The 17,128-nt window shown below is 75.9% G+C and carries 13 protein-coding genes and 1 pseudogene; 8 read left to right on the forward strand and 6 right to left on the reverse strand.

Annotated features, from left to right (window positions below):
- Nucleotides 1–96 precede the first annotated feature (96 nt).
- Nucleotides 97–720: a PLD nuclease N-terminal domain-containing protein gene (locus ACF0H8_RS05390; protein WP_395287953.1), complete on the reverse strand. Its 624-nt coding sequence runs from the start codon at nucleotides 718–720 to the stop codon at nucleotides 97–99.
- 157 nt (nucleotides 721–877) lie between these two features.
- Between ACF0H8_RS05390 and ACF0H8_RS05395 the strand changes: the two are divergent.
- Nucleotides 878–1,030 (forward strand): annotated as a pseudogene (locus ACF0H8_RS05395) (DUF4229 domain-containing protein); the annotation flags it as partial.
- A 186-nt stretch (nucleotides 1,031–1,216) separates the two neighbouring features.
- Here the strand turns inward: ACF0H8_RS05395 and ACF0H8_RS05400 are convergent.
- Both ACF0H8_RS05400 and menE read right to left on the reverse strand, forming a co-directional pair.
- On the reverse strand, nucleotides 1,217–2,086 hold the full coding sequence (locus tag ACF0H8_RS05400; protein WP_395287954.1) for a 1,4-dihydroxy-2-naphthoate polyprenyltransferase: 870 nt from the start codon (nucleotides 2,084–2,086) through the stop codon (nucleotides 1,217–1,219).
- 149 nt (nucleotides 2,087–2,235) lie between these two features.
- Entirely contained in the window at nucleotides 2,236–3,504 is a 1,269-nt protein-coding gene (gene menE / locus ACF0H8_RS05405) for an o-succinylbenzoate--CoA ligase (protein ID WP_395287955.1), read from the reverse strand.
- 60 nt (nucleotides 3,505–3,564) lie between these two features.
- Between menE and ACF0H8_RS05410 the strand changes: the two genes are divergently transcribed.
- Nucleotides 3,565–4,701 carry a DUF3048 domain-containing protein gene (locus ACF0H8_RS05410; protein WP_395287956.1) on the forward strand — a complete coding sequence of 379 codons (1,137 nt, stop codon included), beginning with the start codon at nucleotides 3,565–3,567 and terminating at the stop codon, nucleotides 4,699–4,701.
- A 138-nt stretch (nucleotides 4,702–4,839) separates the two neighbouring features.
- Here ACF0H8_RS05410 and ACF0H8_RS05415 read toward each other — a convergent pair whose 3' ends face one another.
- Both ACF0H8_RS05415 and ACF0H8_RS05420 read right to left on the reverse strand, forming a co-directional pair.
- Nucleotides 4,840–5,808 carry a 1,4-dihydroxy-2-naphthoyl-CoA synthase gene (locus tag ACF0H8_RS05415; protein WP_395287957.1) on the reverse strand — a complete coding sequence of 323 codons (969 nt, stop codon included), beginning with the start codon at nucleotides 5,806–5,808 and terminating at the stop codon, nucleotides 4,840–4,842.
- A gap of 74 nt (nucleotides 5,809–5,882) precedes the next feature.
- On the reverse strand, nucleotides 5,883–7,439 hold the full coding sequence (locus tag ACF0H8_RS05420) for a DUF222 domain-containing protein (protein WP_395287958.1): 1,557 nt from the start codon (nucleotides 7,437–7,439) through the stop codon (nucleotides 5,883–5,885).
- Between the two features lie 241 nt (nucleotides 7,440–7,680).
- Here ACF0H8_RS05420 and ACF0H8_RS05425 point away from each other — a divergent pair, with 241 nt between their 5' ends.
- The 3 genes from ACF0H8_RS05425 (at nucleotide 7,681) to ACF0H8_RS05435 (ending at nucleotide 12,087) form a co-directional block, all read left to right on the forward strand.
- The gene (locus tag ACF0H8_RS05425) at nucleotides 7,681–8,667 is read left to right on the forward strand and encodes an o-succinylbenzoate synthase (protein WP_395287959.1); all 987 of its coding nucleotides are present in this window, start codon (nucleotides 7,681–7,683) and stop codon (nucleotides 8,665–8,667) included.
- On the forward strand, nucleotides 8,664–10,451 hold the full coding sequence (gene menD, locus ACF0H8_RS05430; RefSeq protein WP_395287960.1) for a 2-succinyl-5-enolpyruvyl-6-hydroxy-3-cyclohexene-1-carboxylic-acid synthase: 1,788 nt from the start codon (nucleotides 8,664–8,666) through the stop codon (nucleotides 10,449–10,451). Before ACF0H8_RS05425 ends, menD begins: the two co-directional genes overlap by 4 nt.
- Nucleotides 10,452–10,542: 91 nt before the next feature.
- Nucleotides 10,543–12,087: a S1C family serine protease gene (locus tag ACF0H8_RS05435; protein WP_395287961.1), complete on the forward strand. Its 1,545-nt coding sequence runs from the start codon at nucleotides 10,543–10,545 to the stop codon at nucleotides 12,085–12,087.
- 721 nt (nucleotides 12,088–12,808) lie between these two features.
- On the opposite strand, the gene ACF0H8_RS05440 is transcribed toward ACF0H8_RS05435, so the two are convergent.
- Nucleotides 12,809–14,263 (reverse strand): isochorismate synthase MenF, encoded by a 1,455-nt coding sequence (locus ACF0H8_RS05440; protein ID WP_395287962.1) that lies wholly within the window; start codon nucleotides 14,261–14,263, stop codon nucleotides 12,809–12,811.
- Nucleotides 14,264–14,322: 59 nt separating this feature from the next.
- Here ACF0H8_RS05440 and ACF0H8_RS05445 point away from each other — a divergent pair, with 59 nt between their 5' ends.
- The 3 genes from ACF0H8_RS05445 (at nucleotide 14,323) to ACF0H8_RS05455 (ending at nucleotide 17,120) form a co-directional block, all read left to right on the forward strand.
- Entirely contained in the window at nucleotides 14,323–15,018 is a 696-nt protein-coding gene (locus ACF0H8_RS05445; protein WP_395287963.1) for a demethylmenaquinone methyltransferase, read from the forward strand.
- A 331-nt stretch (nucleotides 15,019–15,349) separates the two neighbouring features.
- Nucleotides 15,350–16,636 (forward strand): geranylgeranyl reductase family protein, encoded by a 1,287-nt coding sequence (locus ACF0H8_RS05450; protein ID WP_395287964.1) that lies wholly within the window; start codon nucleotides 15,350–15,352, stop codon nucleotides 16,634–16,636.
- 121 nt (nucleotides 16,637–16,757) lie between these two features.
- Complete coding sequence (locus ACF0H8_RS05455; protein ID WP_395287965.1) at nucleotides 16,758–17,120, forward strand: NADH-quinone oxidoreductase subunit A; 363 nt, start codon at nucleotides 16,758–16,760, stop codon at nucleotides 17,118–17,120.
- Nucleotides 17,121–17,128: the final 8 nt, after the last annotated feature.

A 17,128-nucleotide genomic window follows, 5' to 3' on the forward strand; every position in this document is an offset into this window, starting at 1 on the left:
GCCGCCTGACGTCTCGCAACGGGCGTGGCCGCTGAGCTCCGCGGCCGCACGACGGCGGCGCGTGCGTCCGGGCACGGGTCCCGCCGTGGCGCGCGTTCAGGCGCGCGGGGTGCCGGTGTCCTCGCCGTCGCCGTCCGGCGTCGCGGCGGGTCCGTCGGCGGCGTCGCCGGACGAGCTGTCGCCGCCGGTCCCCCTGGGCGCGCCCCCCGAGGCGGCCGAGCCTCGGGCTCCGCCCGTCCCGGCCGCCCCGGCGCCGTCGGTGCCGTCGGCGCCGTCGGCGCCGTCGCCGTCGCCCGGGCCGCCCGCACGCCCGGCGGTGCCCGCGTCCTCGGCGGTGCCCGCCTTCCCGGCGGTGCCCGCGTCGCCGGCCGCGCCGCGCTTCTGCCGGGCCGCGCGGCGACGCTCCGCCTCCAGGCGGGCGAGGAAGTCGGGGTCGTCGTCAGGGGCCACCGGCCCGCTGCGTCGTCCTGGCCGGGACGGGCCGGGCGACCACTGCCCGGGCCGGCGCGCGGCGCCGCCCCGGCCGCCGGTCTCTGCCCGCGCGACCCGGCTGATCACCAGCCACGCCACAGCCCCGAGGCCCGGGAACACCAGGATGAGAACCACCCACCCCGCCTTGGGGATGCCCGCGGGCATCGAGGGGCCGGGCGTCCGCACGCAGTCGATGAGCGCGTAGATGATCACTGCGAGAAGGAGGACGACTGCCACGACCCTAGGCATACCACCAGGGTAATCGGGCCGCGTCGGGAGGTCCGTGGGGACGGCGAGCGCCATGTGCGCCGGAGCGGCGGCAGGCGTCGCCGGACCGCCGGTGGCCGCGGGCCTGCTCAGCGGCTCCTCACCGTAGGCTTGGCAGGTGCGTCTCCTCCTCTACACCGTGCTGCGGATCCTGCTCGTCCTCGTCGCGGCCGGCGTCCTGTACCTCGTCGGCATGCGCTCGTGGCTGCTGTGGGTCACGGCGATCGTCGTCGGTGCGCTGCTGTCGTACCTGCTGCTGCGTACCCAGGGGAAGGCCGCCGCCGCGGTGCTCGCCGAGTACGACCCGCTGCGCGCGGAACGCCCGAAGTTCTCGCCCGGCGTCGAGGAGGACGCCGCCTACGAGGACGCCCTGGTCGAGAACGCCGACGCCCCGGCGCCCGGCCCGGCGACCGGCCCGGCGACCGGCCCGGCGACCGGTCCGGCGACCGGCCCCGAGGACACGGCCGCCGCCAGCACCCTAGAGCGCGAGCCCGAGACCGAGGAGGAGCCCGAAGCCGAGCTGGAGGAGCCCCGTGTCGCGCAGCACCACGATGAGGTCCCGGCCGACGGCGCCCCCGAGCACGACCCGGGACACCCGCAGGGCCCACGGCGCGAGCAGCAGCACGAGCAGCGCCCACGGTGACTCGAGCGCGCACAGCGCGCCGAGCACGAGCGGCAGCCACACCATGCCGGCGTAGGCCAGGCGCGCGCGCCGCTCACCGAGGCGGACCGCCAGCGTGGTCTTGCCCACCCGTGCGTCCGTGGGGATGTCGCGGATGTTGTTGACCATCAGCAGCGCGCACGCGACGAGCCCGACACCCGAGGCGCCCGCCCACGCCGTCCACGGCAGGGCGTGGGTCTGCGTCCAGGTCGTCCCGAGCGTCGCCATCAGCCCGAAGAACAGGAAGACGCCGACCTCGCCCAGGCCCAGGTAGCCGTACGGGTGCTTCCCGCCGGTGTAGCCCCACGCCGCGACGAGCGCCAGGCCGCCGGCGGCCAGCAGCCACCACGAGCCGGAGACGGCGACGAGGACGGCGCCGAGCAGCGCGCCGACGCCGAGGCTGAGGAGCGCTGCCCGCTTGACCGAGCGGGGGCTCGCCTTGCCTCCGCCGGTCAGGCGCGGCGGGCCGGTGCGGACGTCGTCGGTCCCGCGCACGCCGTCGGAGTAGTCGTTGGCGAAGTTCACGCCCACCTGCAGGGCGAGCGCCACGCCGGCGGCGAGCAGCGCGCGACCCACCGAGGCCTGGCCCGCTCCGGCCGCGGCGCCGGTGCCGATGAGCACCGGTGAGACAGCAGCGGGGAGGGTGCGCACGCGCGCGCCCTCGAGCCAGTCGGTGAGCGTGGCCATGAATCTCCGTCCGTGCTGAGTGGGGTGCCGGCGCGATGCCGTGGCGCCGGCGGACGCACCAGGATATCGGCGCGCCGCGCGGCCCCCGTGGCGGCCGGCCGCCCCCGCGGCGGCGCCGTGCGGGCTGTGGTGCCGGCGTCGCTCCTGCGTCAGCGACCCCCGCCGTGCCGCTGCACCCCGGCCCGGCCGGGCTCGGCGAGCGCCGCGGCGGCGAGCCGGGCGGCGGCCCGCCGGTCGACCTTCCCGGGCCCGCGCAGCGGCAGCGCGTCGAGCGTGAGGAGCGCACGGGGAGCGTGCGCCGCGCCGAGCCTGTCCGTGACGAACGCACGCACGTCCGCCAGCGACGGCGGTGCCGTCCCAGGCGGGGCGGTGACGACGGCGGCGACCAGCTGGCCCCACTCCGCGTCCGGCACGCCGACCACCACGGCCTCCGCGATGCCCGGCTGCTCCCCCAGCACCCGCTCGACCGCGGCCGGCGCCACCTTGATGCCGCCGGTGTTGATGGCGTCGTCGACCCGGCCGAGCACCGTGAGTCGGCGGGTGCCGTCCGGCAGGGCGGTCAGCGCCCCGCGGTCGGAGGTCCGCAGCCACCGCTCGCCGCCGCGGGCGACGAACGTCCGCGCGTGGGCGGCGGCGTCGTCCAGGTAGCCCGAGGCCAGGACGGGGCCGGAGATCTCGATCCGGTCCTCCTCGGCCAGGCGCACGGACACGCCGGGCAGCGCGACGCCGTCGTACACGCACCCGCCCCCGGTCTCGGTCATGCCGTAGGTGGTGACCACGCGCAGGCCCGCGTCCCGGGCACGCTCCAGCACCCGCGGGGGAAGGGCGGCGCCGCCCACGAGGATCGCCTCGAGACGGGCCAGGGGCGCCGTCGCCCCCGCCGCGAGCACCCGGACGAGCTGGGTGGGGACGAGTGAGAGATACCCGGGGACGTCGTCGCGCAGGTCCCGCGCGGCCTCGGCGAGCGCCTCGGGAGTGAAGCCCTCAGAGGTGTCGAGGACCACCGGGGCCGTGCCGGCCAGCACGGACCGGACGAGCACCTGCAGCCCGGCCACGTGATGGGTGGGCACCGCCAGGAGCCACTGGCCCGGGCCGGCGAGCCGCTGCTCGGTCGCGCGTGCGGAGGCGGCCAGGGAGTCGGCGCTCAGGGCGACGAGGTGGCCGAGGCCGGTGGTGGACCCGGAGGTCCGCAGGACGACGGCGGTCCCCGGCGGCACGGGCAGCGCCAGGCGGTCGCGCAGCGCGGTGAGCGCCGCGGCGCCGTCCTGGCGCGGGGCGTGCGGCACGAGGACCTCGGGGGCACCCGCGAGCACCCGGCGCAGGGCCGTGGTCAGCGCGGCGACGGCGTCGGGAGCGGTGCCGCCGGCCACCGCCGTGAGCTGGGCGCCCGCGGGGGGCGGCACGGGCGCGGAGTTCACCGGTCAAGGTTAGGTGCGGCACTACCCTGGTGCCGACCTCCCCGTCAGAGAGCAGGAACCATGAGCGCCCCCCGCCCCACCCGTGCCGTGCCCGGCGCGTCCGCTGCCGCCGGACGCCCTGGGCGGCGCCGGTCCCGCCGGGGGGCGCGGGCGCTGGCGGCAACTGTGGTGGCGACGCTGGCGCTCGTGGCGTGCTCCTCGCGGGAGCCCGCTCCCGAGCCGACGCCGGCGCCCTCGGTGACGTTGGGCGCGAAGGAGCGGCCGGCGCCGCTGCCGGCGCGGTGGCCGCTGACCGGCGTGGCCGGTGAGGTGGCGGAGCGGCCCGCGATGTCGGTGAAGATCGAGAACTCGGCCGCAGCCCGGCCGCAGACCGGCCTGGAGGACGCCGACGTCGTCTGGGAGGAGATGGTGGAGGGCGGTATCACGCGCTTCAACGCGGCGTATCACTCCACCGTGCCGGGAGAGATCGGCCCGATCCGGTCGGTGCGACCGATGGACGCGGCCATCTCCGGGCCGCTAGGGGGCCTCCTGGTCATCTCCGGTGGGCAGCCGCAGTTCGTGCAGCAGATGCGCGACGCCGGGCTGCAGGCGCTCAGCAACGACGAGGGCGCGCCGGGCATGTACCGCGTCGGCTTCCGGAGCGCACCGCACAACGTGTACGGGGCGGGGCCCGAGCTCCTGGCTCAGGCAGACGGCGGTCACTCGGCGCCTCCGCCGGAGCAGTTCTTCTTCGCGTGGGAGCCGGAGCACGCCACGGCCGTGAGGGCCGGCACGCCGGCGTCGGTCATCGACGTGCGCTTCCCGGCGAGCCAGCCCGGCTGGACGTGGGACGCGGCCGCGGACGCCGGCCGCGGCGCCGGGCCGGGGGAGTGGGTCCGGGACGAGCGGGACGTGCCGCAGGTCTCGGCGGACGGCGACCGGATCACGGCCAAGAACGTCGTGGTGCTGAGGGTGCAGGTGGTCGACACCGGCACGCGGGACCCCGGCGGCAACCCCGTCCCGGAGACGGTGCTCACGGGGACCGGCGAGGCGCTGGTCGCCACCGGCGGGCACGTCGTCTCCGGCACCTGGTCGAAGCCGGGCACGTCGGACCCGCTGACCTTGACGGACGGCGCCGGCGCGGAGATCGAGCTGGCCCCTGGCAACACCTGGGTGGAGCTGGTTCCGGTCGACGGAGGCGGCGTCACCGTCGGGTAGGGCGCCAGATCGCCGCGGTGCCAGCACCCCGGCGGTGCCTGGTGGCTCGCGCCGCCGGTCGGCGGCCCGGCTCTCCCGCGCGGCCGTCCTAGGCCCGGGCGCGCTACCCGGCGCGTGGGCCGCAAGGCTCCCAACCACTCAGTAGTAGTACGGGAAGCGTGACCAGTCCGGGTCGCGCCGCTCGAGGAAGGCGTCCCGGCCCTCCACGGCCTCGTCAGTCATGTACGCCAGGCGGGTCGCCTCCCCGGCGAACACCTGCTGGCCGGCGAGGCCGTCGTCCGCCATGTTGAACGCGAACTTCAGCATGCGGATGGCCTGCGGCGACTTCGTGGCGATGATGCGGGCGTACTCGAGCGCGACCTTCTCGAGCTCGGCGTGGTCCGCGACCTCGTTGACCACGCCCCAGCGCTCGGCGTCCTCGGCGGAGTACTCGCGGGCGAGGAAGAAGATCTCCCGGGCGCGCTTGTCGCCCGCCTGACGGGCGAGCAGCGTCGACCCGTAGCCGGCGTCGAAGGAGCCGACGTTGGCGTCCGTCTGCTTGAAACGCGCGTGCTGGCGCGAGGCGATGGAGAGGTCGCACACCACGTTCAGGCTGTGCCCGCCGCCCGCGGCCCACCCGCTCACCGCCGCGATGACCACCTTGGGCATGGTCCGGATGAGGCGCTGGACCTCGAGGACGTGCAGCCGGCCGGCGCGGGCGGGGTCGATCTGCTCCCGGCGCCGCTCCACGGGGGCCTCGTCGTCGGAGCCGTCCGTCTCGTAGCGGTAGCCGTCCCGGCCGCGGATGCGCTGGTCGCCGCCCGAGCAGAACGCCCAGCCGCCGTCCTTGGGGCTCGGGCCGTTGCCGGTGAGGATCACGGCCGCGACGTCGGAGGTCATCCGTGCGTGGTCGAGCGCCCGGTAGAGCTCGTCGACGGTGTGGGGGCGGAAGGCGTTGCGCACCTCCGGCCGGTCGAAGGCGATGCGCACGACGGGCAGGTCACGCTCGGTGCCGCCGCTGCGGTCCACCCCGCGGTGGTACGTGATGTCGGTGAAGTCGAAGCCGACCACGTCCCGCCAGACGGTCGGGTCGAAGGTCTCGGAGACGCGGGTGGGGAGGTCGATCACGCGGCCCACGATAGCCGCGGGAGCTGGCCCGCCCTGCCGGTGACTGCGCCGCGGCGCCGGGCAGCGGACCCTCGTCAGAACGGTGGCGGTGCGTCGTCGGTCGACCCGTCGGGTGCCCGTTCTCGCCCGGGCGCCGTCAGCGGGTGACCGGTGCGTGGGTGGAGGGCGGTGATCGAGCCGTCGGACTCGCGCCGGTAGCGCAGCGACGTCGCCCGCGACGTCCACTCGAACACGCCACCGGCGAGCTGACGCACCCGGAAGGCGCCCACGGTCTTGAGCCGGTGGTCCGTCGAGCAGGCAGACCCGAGGTTCCACAGCGCGGTGCGCCCGCCGCCGGGACCGCGTCCGAACGGGACGGTGTGGTCGAGCTCGCAGCCGCTTGCGCGGGCCCCGCAGCCGGGCCGGAAGCAGGTACCGTCGCGTGCCCGGACCAGCTCGGCGAGGTCGGGAGGGGGTCTGTACCGGGTGCGGCCCACGTCGAGCACCGTGCCGCTGAGCGGGTCGGTCACCAGACGCTTCCACGTCCCGCCGAGCGCGAGCGCCCGGGCCGTGGCCGGGTCGATCGCGCCGTACCCGTCGAGCTCCCCGGCGGCGTCGCCACCCAGGAGCGTCGACAGCGGCACCGTGACCTGGACCCGCACGGGTACCCCGCCGACCTCCCCGACAGGGAACCACGGCGGCGGTGACTCGCTCCCGGGAGCGTTCGAGCCGTCCCCGCCGGTGCCGGCGTCCGCGCCGGTCGCCGCGGAACGCGGGTCCAGGGCAGAGACCGCGCCCGCGTCCCGGTTCTCACCGGAGGCCTCGTCCTTGCCGGCGGCGGCACTCCCGTCCGGCCGAGCCCCGGGTGGGACGCCGAAGCCACCGCGCCTCAGCGCGTCGGCGCCCAGGGAGGCGAGCACGTCGGCGCGGAGCTGGTCGACGGTGCGCTTGTCCCCGGCTGCCTTCGCCGCCCGCGCCGCGCCGTCCAGGGCGAGGTCCAACGAGATCGCGTCCTCGGCGGGGAGCACCGCAAAGACGGACGCCATGCCGTCCGGGAGGGACTTCGGGTGGCAGACCCGCCGGAGCTGCCGCGCGTGCCGATGACGAGCGCTCGCCTCGTGGGGATCGACGTCCACGAGGGCGCGGTTGAGGTCCCTGGCGAGCTGCGCGTGCGTCCGGCCGGGGGCGCCGGGCAGCACCGCGTCCTCGACTGCCAGGGCCACGGGTGCCGGCCGGTGCTCGAGCGCCGAGACGATCAGGTCCGCCTTGCGGGGGTCGAGCGCCCCGCGCAGGAGCGCCTCGCCGGTCGCCCAGAACGGACCCGTCAGCATGAGGGCCTTCTTGACCATGGTCGCGGCGGAGCGATGGCTCGTCGCGAGGCGCATGGCGAGCTCAACCGCGACGGCGTCCTCGGCGTGGCCGGAGCCGGCGGCCACCGCCTGCACGACGAGCGCGGCGACGGCTTCGTTGCGGCGCGCGTGCGCCCACGAGACGAGCCGCGACCACAGGGCCACGAGCTCGACCAGGTTGGCGGCGTCCTCGCCGTCCGGCGCGACGCCGCCGATGGCGTTGGCGAGGTCCAGGCCGTAGAGCTCCGCGGCGGCGTCGAGCCGTTCCGCCAGGGGCGCCGGTTCACGCTCGTCATCGAACATGTGTACGACGCTATCGGTGCCCACCGACATCCTGTCGGCGTCCTGCCGGTACGGTTCTGCTGCGTTCTCCCGAGCGGACAGGAGTCATGGATGGCTCGTGGCGGGGATCGTTTGGCTGCACTGGCGGAGAGCGGCGCGGGCGCCGCCTGAGCGGCTCAGGGCGGCGCCGTAAATGGCTCGGGCGGCCGCCCTGAGCTGCCCGGCGGGGCCGATGACGGCGGGGCCTCCTATCCTGGCCATTATGCCCGCCACGCCCGCTCCCACCCTCCCGCCGGTGCGGGCCGTCTACTCCACCCCGTTGCGCGCCCGCTTCCGCGACCTCGCCGCCCGTGACGGCGTGCTGGTGCGGGGAGAAGCGGGCTGGGGGGAGATCTCGCCCTTCTGGGACTACGACGCGCGGGAGTCCGCCGCGTGGCTGCGTGCGGGGCTGGAGGCCGCCGAGGAGGGCTGGCCGGCGCCGGTGCGCGCCCGGATACCCGTCAACGTCACCGTGCCCGCCGTCGGGCCGGAGCAGGCGGCGCGCATCGTGGCCGCCTCGGGCGGGTGCACGACGGCGAAGGTCAAGGTGGCGGAGACCGGGCAGTCGCTGGCCGAGGAGCAGGCCCGGCTGGAAGCCGTGCGCGGCGCGCTCGGCGCCGGCGGGCGGATCCGCATCGACGCCAACGGCGGCTGGGACCTCGACACCGCTGTGGACCGGCTGCGCCACCTGGAGCGGGCCGCGGGCGGGCTGGAGTACGCCGAGCAGCCGTGCGCCACGGTGGAGGAGCTGGCGGCGCTGCGGCGCCGGACGGACGTGCCCGTCGCCGCCGACGAGTCGATCCGCCGGGCGGAGGACCCCCTGGCGGTGCGCCGGGCGGAGGCCGCCGACGTCGTGGTCCTCAAGGTGCAGCCGCTCGGGGGGGTCCGGGCGTGCCTGGACCTGGCGGAGGAGGTCGGGCTGCCGGTGGTGGTCAGCTCGGCCCTGGAGAGCTCCGTCGGGATAGCGGCCGGCCTGGCGCTCGCGGCCGCGCTGCCCGCGCTGCCCTACGCCTGCGGCCTGGCCACCGTGCACCTGCTCGAGCGTGACACCGTCGAGGACCCCCTCCTGCCCGTGGGCGGGTCGATCGCGGTGCGGCGCCCCGAGCCGAGCGAACGGTCGCTGGACGCCGTGCGCGCCGACGACGAGGTCCGCGTGCGCTGGGAGTCGCGGCTGGCCGAAATCATGGCGGTCGCGGGGGCGCCGCGATGAGCGCCGGCGGCGGGGTGCACGGCGGGCACGTGGAGGAAGGTCCCGTCGTGCCGACCGGCTCGGCGGAGCCTCCCGGCCTCGGGCACCTGGAGCCGTCCACGGCGACCGCCCGCGAGCTGGTCACCGCGCTGGTGGCGCACGGGGTCCACGACGTCGTCCTCGCCCCGGGCTCGCGCAGCGCGCCCCTGGCCTACGCCCTGCAGTCGGCGGAGGCGGCGGGCTGGCTCCGGCTGCACGTGCGCATCGACGAGCGGGTGGCCGGGTTCGTCGCCCTCGGGCTCGCCCGGGCGACCGCCAGCCCGTCGGCACGCCCGGTCGCGGTCGTGACGACGTCCGGCACCGCCGTCGCCAACCTGCACCCGGCCGTGCTCGAGGCCTCCCACTCCGGGCTGCCGCTCGTCGTCGTCAGCGCCGACCGCCCGCACGAGATGCGCGGCACGGGCGCCAACCAGACCACCGACCAGGTGGGCATCTTCGGCTCCGCGACGCGCTCCGCCGTAGACGTGCCGGCCGGTGCGCCGGGCGGGCCGCGGCTGGAGCAGGTGGTCACCCGCGCGCTCGCGGCCGCCCAGGGTCTGCGCACGAACCACCCGGGCCCCGTGCACCTCAACGTCGCGCTGCGCGACCCGCTCGCGCCCGCCGCACCGTGGGCGCCGGGTGCGCCGCCGCAGCCTCGCCATGTCGTGGCCCCGGCCGCGCGGCCGGGGGCGGTCGTGCTCCCGCCGGGCCCGCGGACCGTGGTCGTGGCGGGAGACGGTGCCGGCGCGGAGGCACGCGCCGTCGCCGAGGGCGGCGGGTGGCCACTCCTCGCCGAGCCGACCTCCGGCGCCCGCGCCGGCGCGAACGCCGTCGGCCCGTACCGGCTGCTCCTGGCAGAGCCCGGCCTCGGCGGCGCCGTCGAACGGGTCGTGCTCTTCGGCCACCCCACCCTCTCCCGGCCGGTCACCGGGCTCCTGTCGCGGAAGGGTGTCGAGGTTGTCGTCGTCGCGCCGCGCGGGCCGTGGACCGACGTCGCCGGCACCGCGGCGCACGTGGTGGGCGCGGTGGAGCCCCGCGGCCGGGACGACGACGAGTGGCTGACGCGCTGGCGCCGCGCCGGAAAGGCCGCGCAGGCCGCCGTCGACGAGGTGCTCACCGCGTCGGGCAGGCCGCTCGACGGGCTGCTGCTCGCCCGGCACGTCGCGCGCGCCGCCGGGCGGGGAGACGAGCCGCGCGCCCTCGTCGTCGGCTCCTCCAACACGGTGCGCGACCTCGACCTGGTCGCCGCCCCCTGGGACGCGGCGACCCTGCCGGTGGCCGTCGCGAACCGGGGCCTCGCCGGCATCGACGGCACCATCTCCACGGCGACCGGCCTGGCGCTCGGCCTCGAGGAGCCCGTGCGCGCCGTGATGGGCGACCTGACGTTCCTCCACGACGCCGGCGGGCTGCTCCGCGGGACGCTCGAGGACGAGGTGGACCTGCAGGTCGTCGTCCTCAACGACGGCGGCGGCGGCATCTTCGCCACGCTCGAGCACGGCGCGCCCGAGCGGGCCGACCAGTTCGAGCGGATCTTCGGCACCCCGCAGGCCGTGGACGTCGCGGCGCTCGCCGCGGCCTACGGCGCCAGGCACGTGCGGGTGGAGGACGGCGGCGAGCTCCGGACCGCGCTGGCCGACCCGGTGCGCGGGCGCAGCGTCCTGGAGGTGCCGGTGGACCGGCGGGAGGTCCGGGCGCAGCGGTCGGCGCTGGCCGGCCAGGCCCGCGCCGCGGTGCGCGAGTCGCTGCGCGCGGGCACACGCGCCTGAGCGACCGCCTTCCCAGCAAGCTCCCAGGTTTCGCCAAGGCGCTCGTCAGGTCGCCGTTGTTACATGGTCTCGCCACGAAGACGGAGGAACCATGAGCGACAACGAGCAGCAGACCCGCCCCTGGCGGGCCGCCAGGCCGCAGGACGGCGCCCACCAGGACGGTGCTCAGCACGGCGCCGCGGCCGGGCACGGCGCCGCACAGGCGGGGCAGCCCACCCAGGAGGTGCCGCGCACCGCGGCCGACGGCGCGTCCCGGCCCGGCGGCGCGGGCTGGAGCAACCCGTACGCATCCCCGGCCGGCACGTACGGCAGCGGGTACGGCGCCGGCTCGGGTCGCGACGGAGGCGGGTACGGCGCCGGCGGGTCGGCCCCCGGGTCCTACGGCACCCAGCACGGCTACGGCGGGTACGGCACCGGGAACGGGTACGGCACCGGGAACGCGCCCGGAGCCTCCCCGTCGCCCGGCGGTCCCGGCCACGACGGCCCGCAGAAGGACGGCAGGGGCCGCCGCCCCGGGTGGGGCGCCATCGCCGGCACGGCCGCCGCCGCCGCGCTGCTCGCCAGCCTCGGCACGGCGGGGATCACGGGCGCCCTGGACGACGGCGCCCCCACCGCGAGCATCTCCGGCCAGCAGGACGACTCGTCCTCCAGCTCGGACCCGGTGGTCACGTCTACCACGGACGACCCCGACTGGGCCAACGTGGCGGCCGCCGTCCAGCCGAGCGTCGTCGCCATCGACGTCCGGACGGCGGGCGGCGCCGGGGCCGGCTCCGGCGTCGTCATCGACGACGAGGGCCACGTGCTGACGAACGACCACGTCGTCGGCGACGCCGTCGAGGGCGGCCTCCAGGTGACCCTGGCGGACGGCCGCATCTACGCCGCCACCATCGCGGGCACCGACCCGGCCACGGACCTGGCGGTCATCACCATCACCGACCCGCCGGAGGACCTGCAGCCCGCCACGCTCGGCAACTCCGACGAGGTGCTCGTGGGCGACCCCGTGGCGGCGGTGGGCAACCCGCTGGGCCTGAGCAACACCATGACCACCGGCATCGTCTCCGCGCTCGACCGGCCGGTCTCCACCACCGAGGAGGCCCAGGGCTTCGGCCAGCCGGGCACGCGGGTGGTCACCAACGCCATCCAGGTCGACGCCGCCATCAACCCCGGCAACTCCGGCGGGCCGCTGTTCGACGCCGCGGGCCGAGTGATCGGCATCAACAGCTCGATCGCCTCCATGCCGACCGCCAGCGGCTCCGCGGGCAACATCGGGTTGGGCTTCGCCATCCCCGTCAACCTCGCCAAGCAGGTCGCCGACCAGCTCATCGAGAACGGCGTCGCCGAGCACGCCTACCTCGGCGTGACCATGACCGACGGCACGGCAACCGTCGACGGCACCACCAAGGCCGGGGCCGAGATCCAGGGCGTCGAGCCCGGCACGCCCGCGGCCGACGCCGGGATCCAGCCGGGCGACGTGATCGTGGCCGTCGACGGCGACCAGGTCAACGGCGCGGAGTCCCTCACCGGCTTCGTGCGCCAGTACGCCAGCGGCGACGAGGTCACCCTTACCCTCGTGCGCGACGGCGAGGAGGTCGAGGTGACCGCCACCCTCGCCGCGCGCGAGGACCAGCGGATCTGACCGCGCAGGGCTGGGAGCGCGGGTGCGCCAGAGGGCACCGGGCGCTCACAAGGCGTGCGAGAAAGTACGGAGGCCGGGGCGGCGCGTGCCGCCCCGGCCGTCGTCGTTCGGCGTGTGCTGCTGCGGCGGTCGTCGTTCGGCGTGTGCTGCGGCGGTCGTCGTTCGGCGCGTGTCGCGGCGGCCGTGCCCGCACTGCTCGCCGCTGCTCGATCCGGTGCGTCCACGCGCTCCCTCGACGACCCTCGGGGTCATCGCTTGCGAGTGTGACGTTGTTGGGGTCCGGGTGCGCCAGTGTGACGTTGTTGGGGTCCGGGTGCGCCAGTGTGACGTTGTGGGGCGTTCGGGTGCCTCCGAATGCCCAACTTCGTCGCTCTCGGCGCGGGGCGGGACGGTGGCGCGAGCGTGACGTTGTGGGAGTCCCGGGCGCGCGAGTGCGACGTTGTGGGGCGTTTGAGGGTCCCTCGAGTGCCCGACTTCGTCGCTTTCGGCCGCGCGGGGGCGGGACGGTGGCGCGAGTGTGACGTCGGGGTCGCAGGTGCCCGAGGCCGATGTTGTGGCGCTCGACGGCCTCCGAGCGCGCTACGTAGCGGGGGCCACGCCGGGCGGAACATGCCCACTCTCCCGGGATTCAGCGCACGCGCACGGGCACGGGCTCGGCGCACGGGGGGCGACCGCACTGGCACGGGGTCGACGGCGCGGGCACCCGACAGGCATCCAGCGGCTAGGACAGCGCCTCGCGCATGGGGCGCAGCTTCGCCTCGGACTCGGCCAGCTCGGCGGCGGGGTCCGAGGCGGCCACCACGCCGCAGCCGGCGAACAGCCGCACCTGGCGCGGGTCGTCGGCGGAGAGCTCGCCGGAGCGCAGGCCGATGCCCCACTCGCCGTCGCCGTCGGCGCCGATCCACCCGACCGGGCCGGCGTACCGCCCCCGGTCCATCCGCTCGGCCTCGGCGAGGATCGCCGTCGCCTCGCGGGTCGGCGTGCCGCCCACCGCGGCGGTGGGGTGCAGGGCGGCCGCGAGCGCCAGGCTCGACGGCCCGTTCCCGCCCGTCGTGTGCGACCGGAACGTGCTCGGATGCCCGAGGTCGTGGGCCACGACGCCGGTGACGTCGCTGGCCAGGTGCATGACGTTCGGCAGGTGCAGCACGAACGGCGCCTCCGGGACGTTCATCGAGGCGCAGTACGGACGCAGCGCCCGCACCAGCGACGCCACGGCCAGGCGGTGCTCCGCGAGGTCCTTGGAGGAGCGGGCGAGCGTGGCGGCCCGGCGCAGGTCGTCGGCGTCGTCGCCGGTGCGCCGGATCGTCCCGGCCAGCACGCGAGAGGCCGCCAGCCCCTTCTCGCGGCGCACCAGGAGCTCCGGCGTCGCGCCCACGAGGTGGTCGACGGCGAAGGTCCAGCAGGACGGGTAGTCGGTGGCGAGCCGCCGCAGCAGGTGGCGCAGGTCGAGCGGGCCGGCGGCGGTCGCGACGACGTCCCGCGCCATCACCACCTTCTCGACCTCGCCCGCCCGGATGCGCCCGACCACCTCGGCCACCGCGCGGCTCCAGCCGTCGGAGGTGAGCGAGCCGTCGCTGTAGGTCACCGGCCCGGGGGCGGCCACGGGGGAGGGGACGGGCAGCCGAACGGCATCGGGGGCCGCGGCGTCGGCGGAGACGGTGGTCACCCAGCAGCGGCCGTCCCGGCGCCCGACGACGACCTGCGGCAGCACCAGCGCGCCGCCGGCGGGGGAGTCGGGGGAGAAGGAGAAGGAACCGAACGCGACAGCCCCGCTGCCGGGGAGCCCGACCTCGTCCTCGACGTCCAGCGCCTCCGCCACGCGAGCCCAGGCGACGTCGGCGTCGCGGATGCGGTCCGCGCCGGCCGTCTCGATCCGCACGGCCTGGCCCCAGCCGACGATGCCCTCGCCGTGGCGCACCCAGGAGAAGGTCGACGCGGGGTCCGGCGTCGGCAGCAGCGCGACGAGGTCGCCCACGTCGTCGACCTCGACGCTGCGCACGCGCAGGCCGCCGGCGGCGGACGGACCGGCCGGGCGGAGCTGCGGGCGGAGGTCGGGGGAGGTGAGGACGGACGTGGCGGCGCTCGCCACGGGAGGCACCGCCGCGAGACGGGGACGCGGCGAGGGCTCGCCGGGTGCGACGGCGCGCGCGGCGGCGTCGTGCTCGGACCTGGTCATCGCTGGCAAGGATAGGCCCGCAGGTCTCGCACCCGCCCGGCACCTGGGATGATGGCGGCATGAGCCGAGCCAGCCTCGAGAAGAAGCCCCGTGAGGTCGCCGGGATGTTCGACGGCGTCGCCCGGCGCTACGACCTGACCAACGACGTCCTCTCCCTCGGGCAGGACCGCATCTGGCGCGTCGCCACGCGCAAGGCCGTGGGCGCCCGCCCGGGAGAGCGCGTGCTCGACCTCGCCGCCGGGACCGGGACCTCCTCGGAGGAGTACGCCGACGCCGGCATCGACGTGGTCCCGTGCGACTTCTCCACCGGGATGGTGGCCGTGGGCAAGAGCCGCCGGCCCGACCTGCCCTTCGTGGCCGGGGACGCGACGGCGCTGCCCTTCGCCGACGAGAGCTTCGACGCGGTCACGATCTCGTTCGGCCTGCGCAACGTGGTCGACACCGACCGCGCCCTGCGGGAGATGCTGCGGGTGACGCGCCCGGGCGGGCGGCTGGTGGTGTGCGAGTTCTCGCGGCCGACGTTCCCGCCCTTCCGGAGCGTGTACGAGCTCTACCTCGGCCAGGTGCTGCCGCGGATGGCGTCGCTGGTCTCCTCCAACACGGACGCGTACACCTACCTCACCGAGTCGATCCGCACCTGGCCGGCGCAGCGCGAGCTTGCGCGCACCCTGCAGCGGGCGGGCTGGCGCAAGGTGGCCTACCGCAACCTCTCCGGCGGGATCGTCGCCCTGCACCGGGCGGTCCGGCCGGCCTGACGGTCCCGCCCGCGTGAGCCTGCGGGCCCGCCGAGGCGGGCCCGGCGGGCATCGGGTGAGCCGGACGGCGTCGCCCGGCTGCGGTGTCGGGGACCGTGCCGCACGCTGGAGTGTGCGACGGCGGGCGCGCAGCAGCGGCAGGGCGAGCGGGAAGCACACCGGAACGCGTAACCCGCGCCGAAGGTCCTGCCCGGGCGCGGCGGAGAAGCGGAACACTCAACAACACTTAGGCAATCCTTACGAGACGGTTTGGGTCGGCATTTGTACACTCCCCGAGAACGGGCTATGGGGCCCGACGAGCTTTCCTGGAGCGACGACGTGGGGACCGAGCGTGACTGAGGCGGATGCTGACGTCATCGTCGTCGGTGCCGGACCCGGCGGCTCGGCCACCGCGCACTACGTGGCGCAGACCGGGCTGCGGGTCCTGCTGCTGGAGAAGGGCACCTTCCCGCGCGACAAGGTCTGCGGCGACGGGCTGACCCCGCGGGCCGTGGCCGAGCTCATCCGCATGGGCGTGCCCACGCCGGAGTCCGACGGCTGGATCCGCAACCACGGGCTGCGCACCTTCGGCGCGGGGCACATGGTCGAGCTGCCCTGGCCCGAGCTGGCCGAGATGCCCAGCTACGGCCTCGCCCGCTCCCGCCTGAACCTCGACGAGACCCTCGCCCGCCACGCGGTCGCCTCGGGGGCCGAGCTCCGCGAGGGCACCCTGGTCACCGGCCCGGTGCGCCACGAGCGCTCGGGCCGCATCCTCGGCGTGCGCGCACGGCACGTGGACGCCGACGGCCACCGGTCCGGCGAGGAGACCACCTACCGAGCCCCGGTCGTCGTCGACGCCGGCGGCGTCTCCGCCCGCCTGGCCACCGCGATGGGCATCGAGAAGGACATGAACCGGCCGATGGGCGTGGCCGTGCGCACGTACTTCCGGTCCCCGCGCCACGACGACCCGATGATGGAGTCGCACCTGGAGCTCTGGGACGGCCCGCCCGGCCGGTCCAACCTCATGCCCGGGTACGGGTGGGTCTTCGCCCTGGGCGACGGCACGGTGAACGTCGGCCTGGGCTCGCTCAGCGCCACCGCCAGGGCCACCAAGCTGGACTACAAGGGCCTGTTCCGCAGCTGGATGCGCAACGTCCCCGAGGAGTGGGGCTTCACCGAGGACAACCAGGTGGGCGAGCTGCGCAGCGCGGCGCTGCCGATGGCGTTCAACCGCAAGCCGCACTACTCCCAGGGGCTGCTCCTGGTGGGCGATTCCGGCGGCATGGTCTCGCCCTTCAACGGCGAGGGCATCGCGTACGCGATGCAGTCCGGGCGGGTGGCCGCGGACGTCGTCTCCCAGGCGCTGGCGCGGCCCTCGCACTACGCGCGCGAGAAGGCGCTGCGCACCTACCCCAAGATCCTCGCCGACGAGCTCGGCGGCTACTACACGCTGGGCCGCGCGTTCGCGCACCTGATCGGCCGGCCCGAGGTCATGCGACTGTGCGTGCGGTACGGCCTGCCCCGCGCGACGCTCATGCGCTTCACCATGAAGCTCCTCTCGGACGGCTTCGACCGCCGCGACGGCGACTGGATGGACCGCGTGATCACCGCCCTGACGAAGGCGGTGCCGGCGTCATGACGATCCGGACATGCCGGGCGGCTCCCGGGACCTATGTCCTACGTCACTACCTCTACGCTGTCTTGGGGACCTCGGTCACACCCGGGGGCCCCGCCCGCGTCCGCACACGCACGGAGGAACGATGACGAACCCGTATGTCCCGCTTCTCGTGATGATGGGGGTGGCGGCGGCGATGGCCGTGGGCGGCCTGGTGACGAGCGCGCTCATCGGGCCCAAGCGGTACAACCGGGTGAAGGTGGCGAACTACGAGTGCGGCGTCGAGCCCACGCCGCGCGCGGCGCACTCCGGGCGCTTCCCGGTGAAGTACTACCTGATCGCCATGACGTTCATCATCTTCGACATCGAGGTGGTCTTCCTCTACCCGTGGGCGGTGGCGTTCTCCGAGCTCGCCGTCTTCGGCCTGGTGGCCATGCTCGGCTTCATCTTCCTGATCACGGTGCCCTACCTGTACGAGTGGCGCCGTGGCGGGCTCGAGTGGGACTGAGGTGACGA

The sequence above is a fragment of the Georgenia sp. AZ-5 genome (genome assembly GCF_043952095.1).
GTDB lineage: Bacteria > Actinomycetota > Actinomycetes > Actinomycetales > Actinomycetaceae > Georgenia.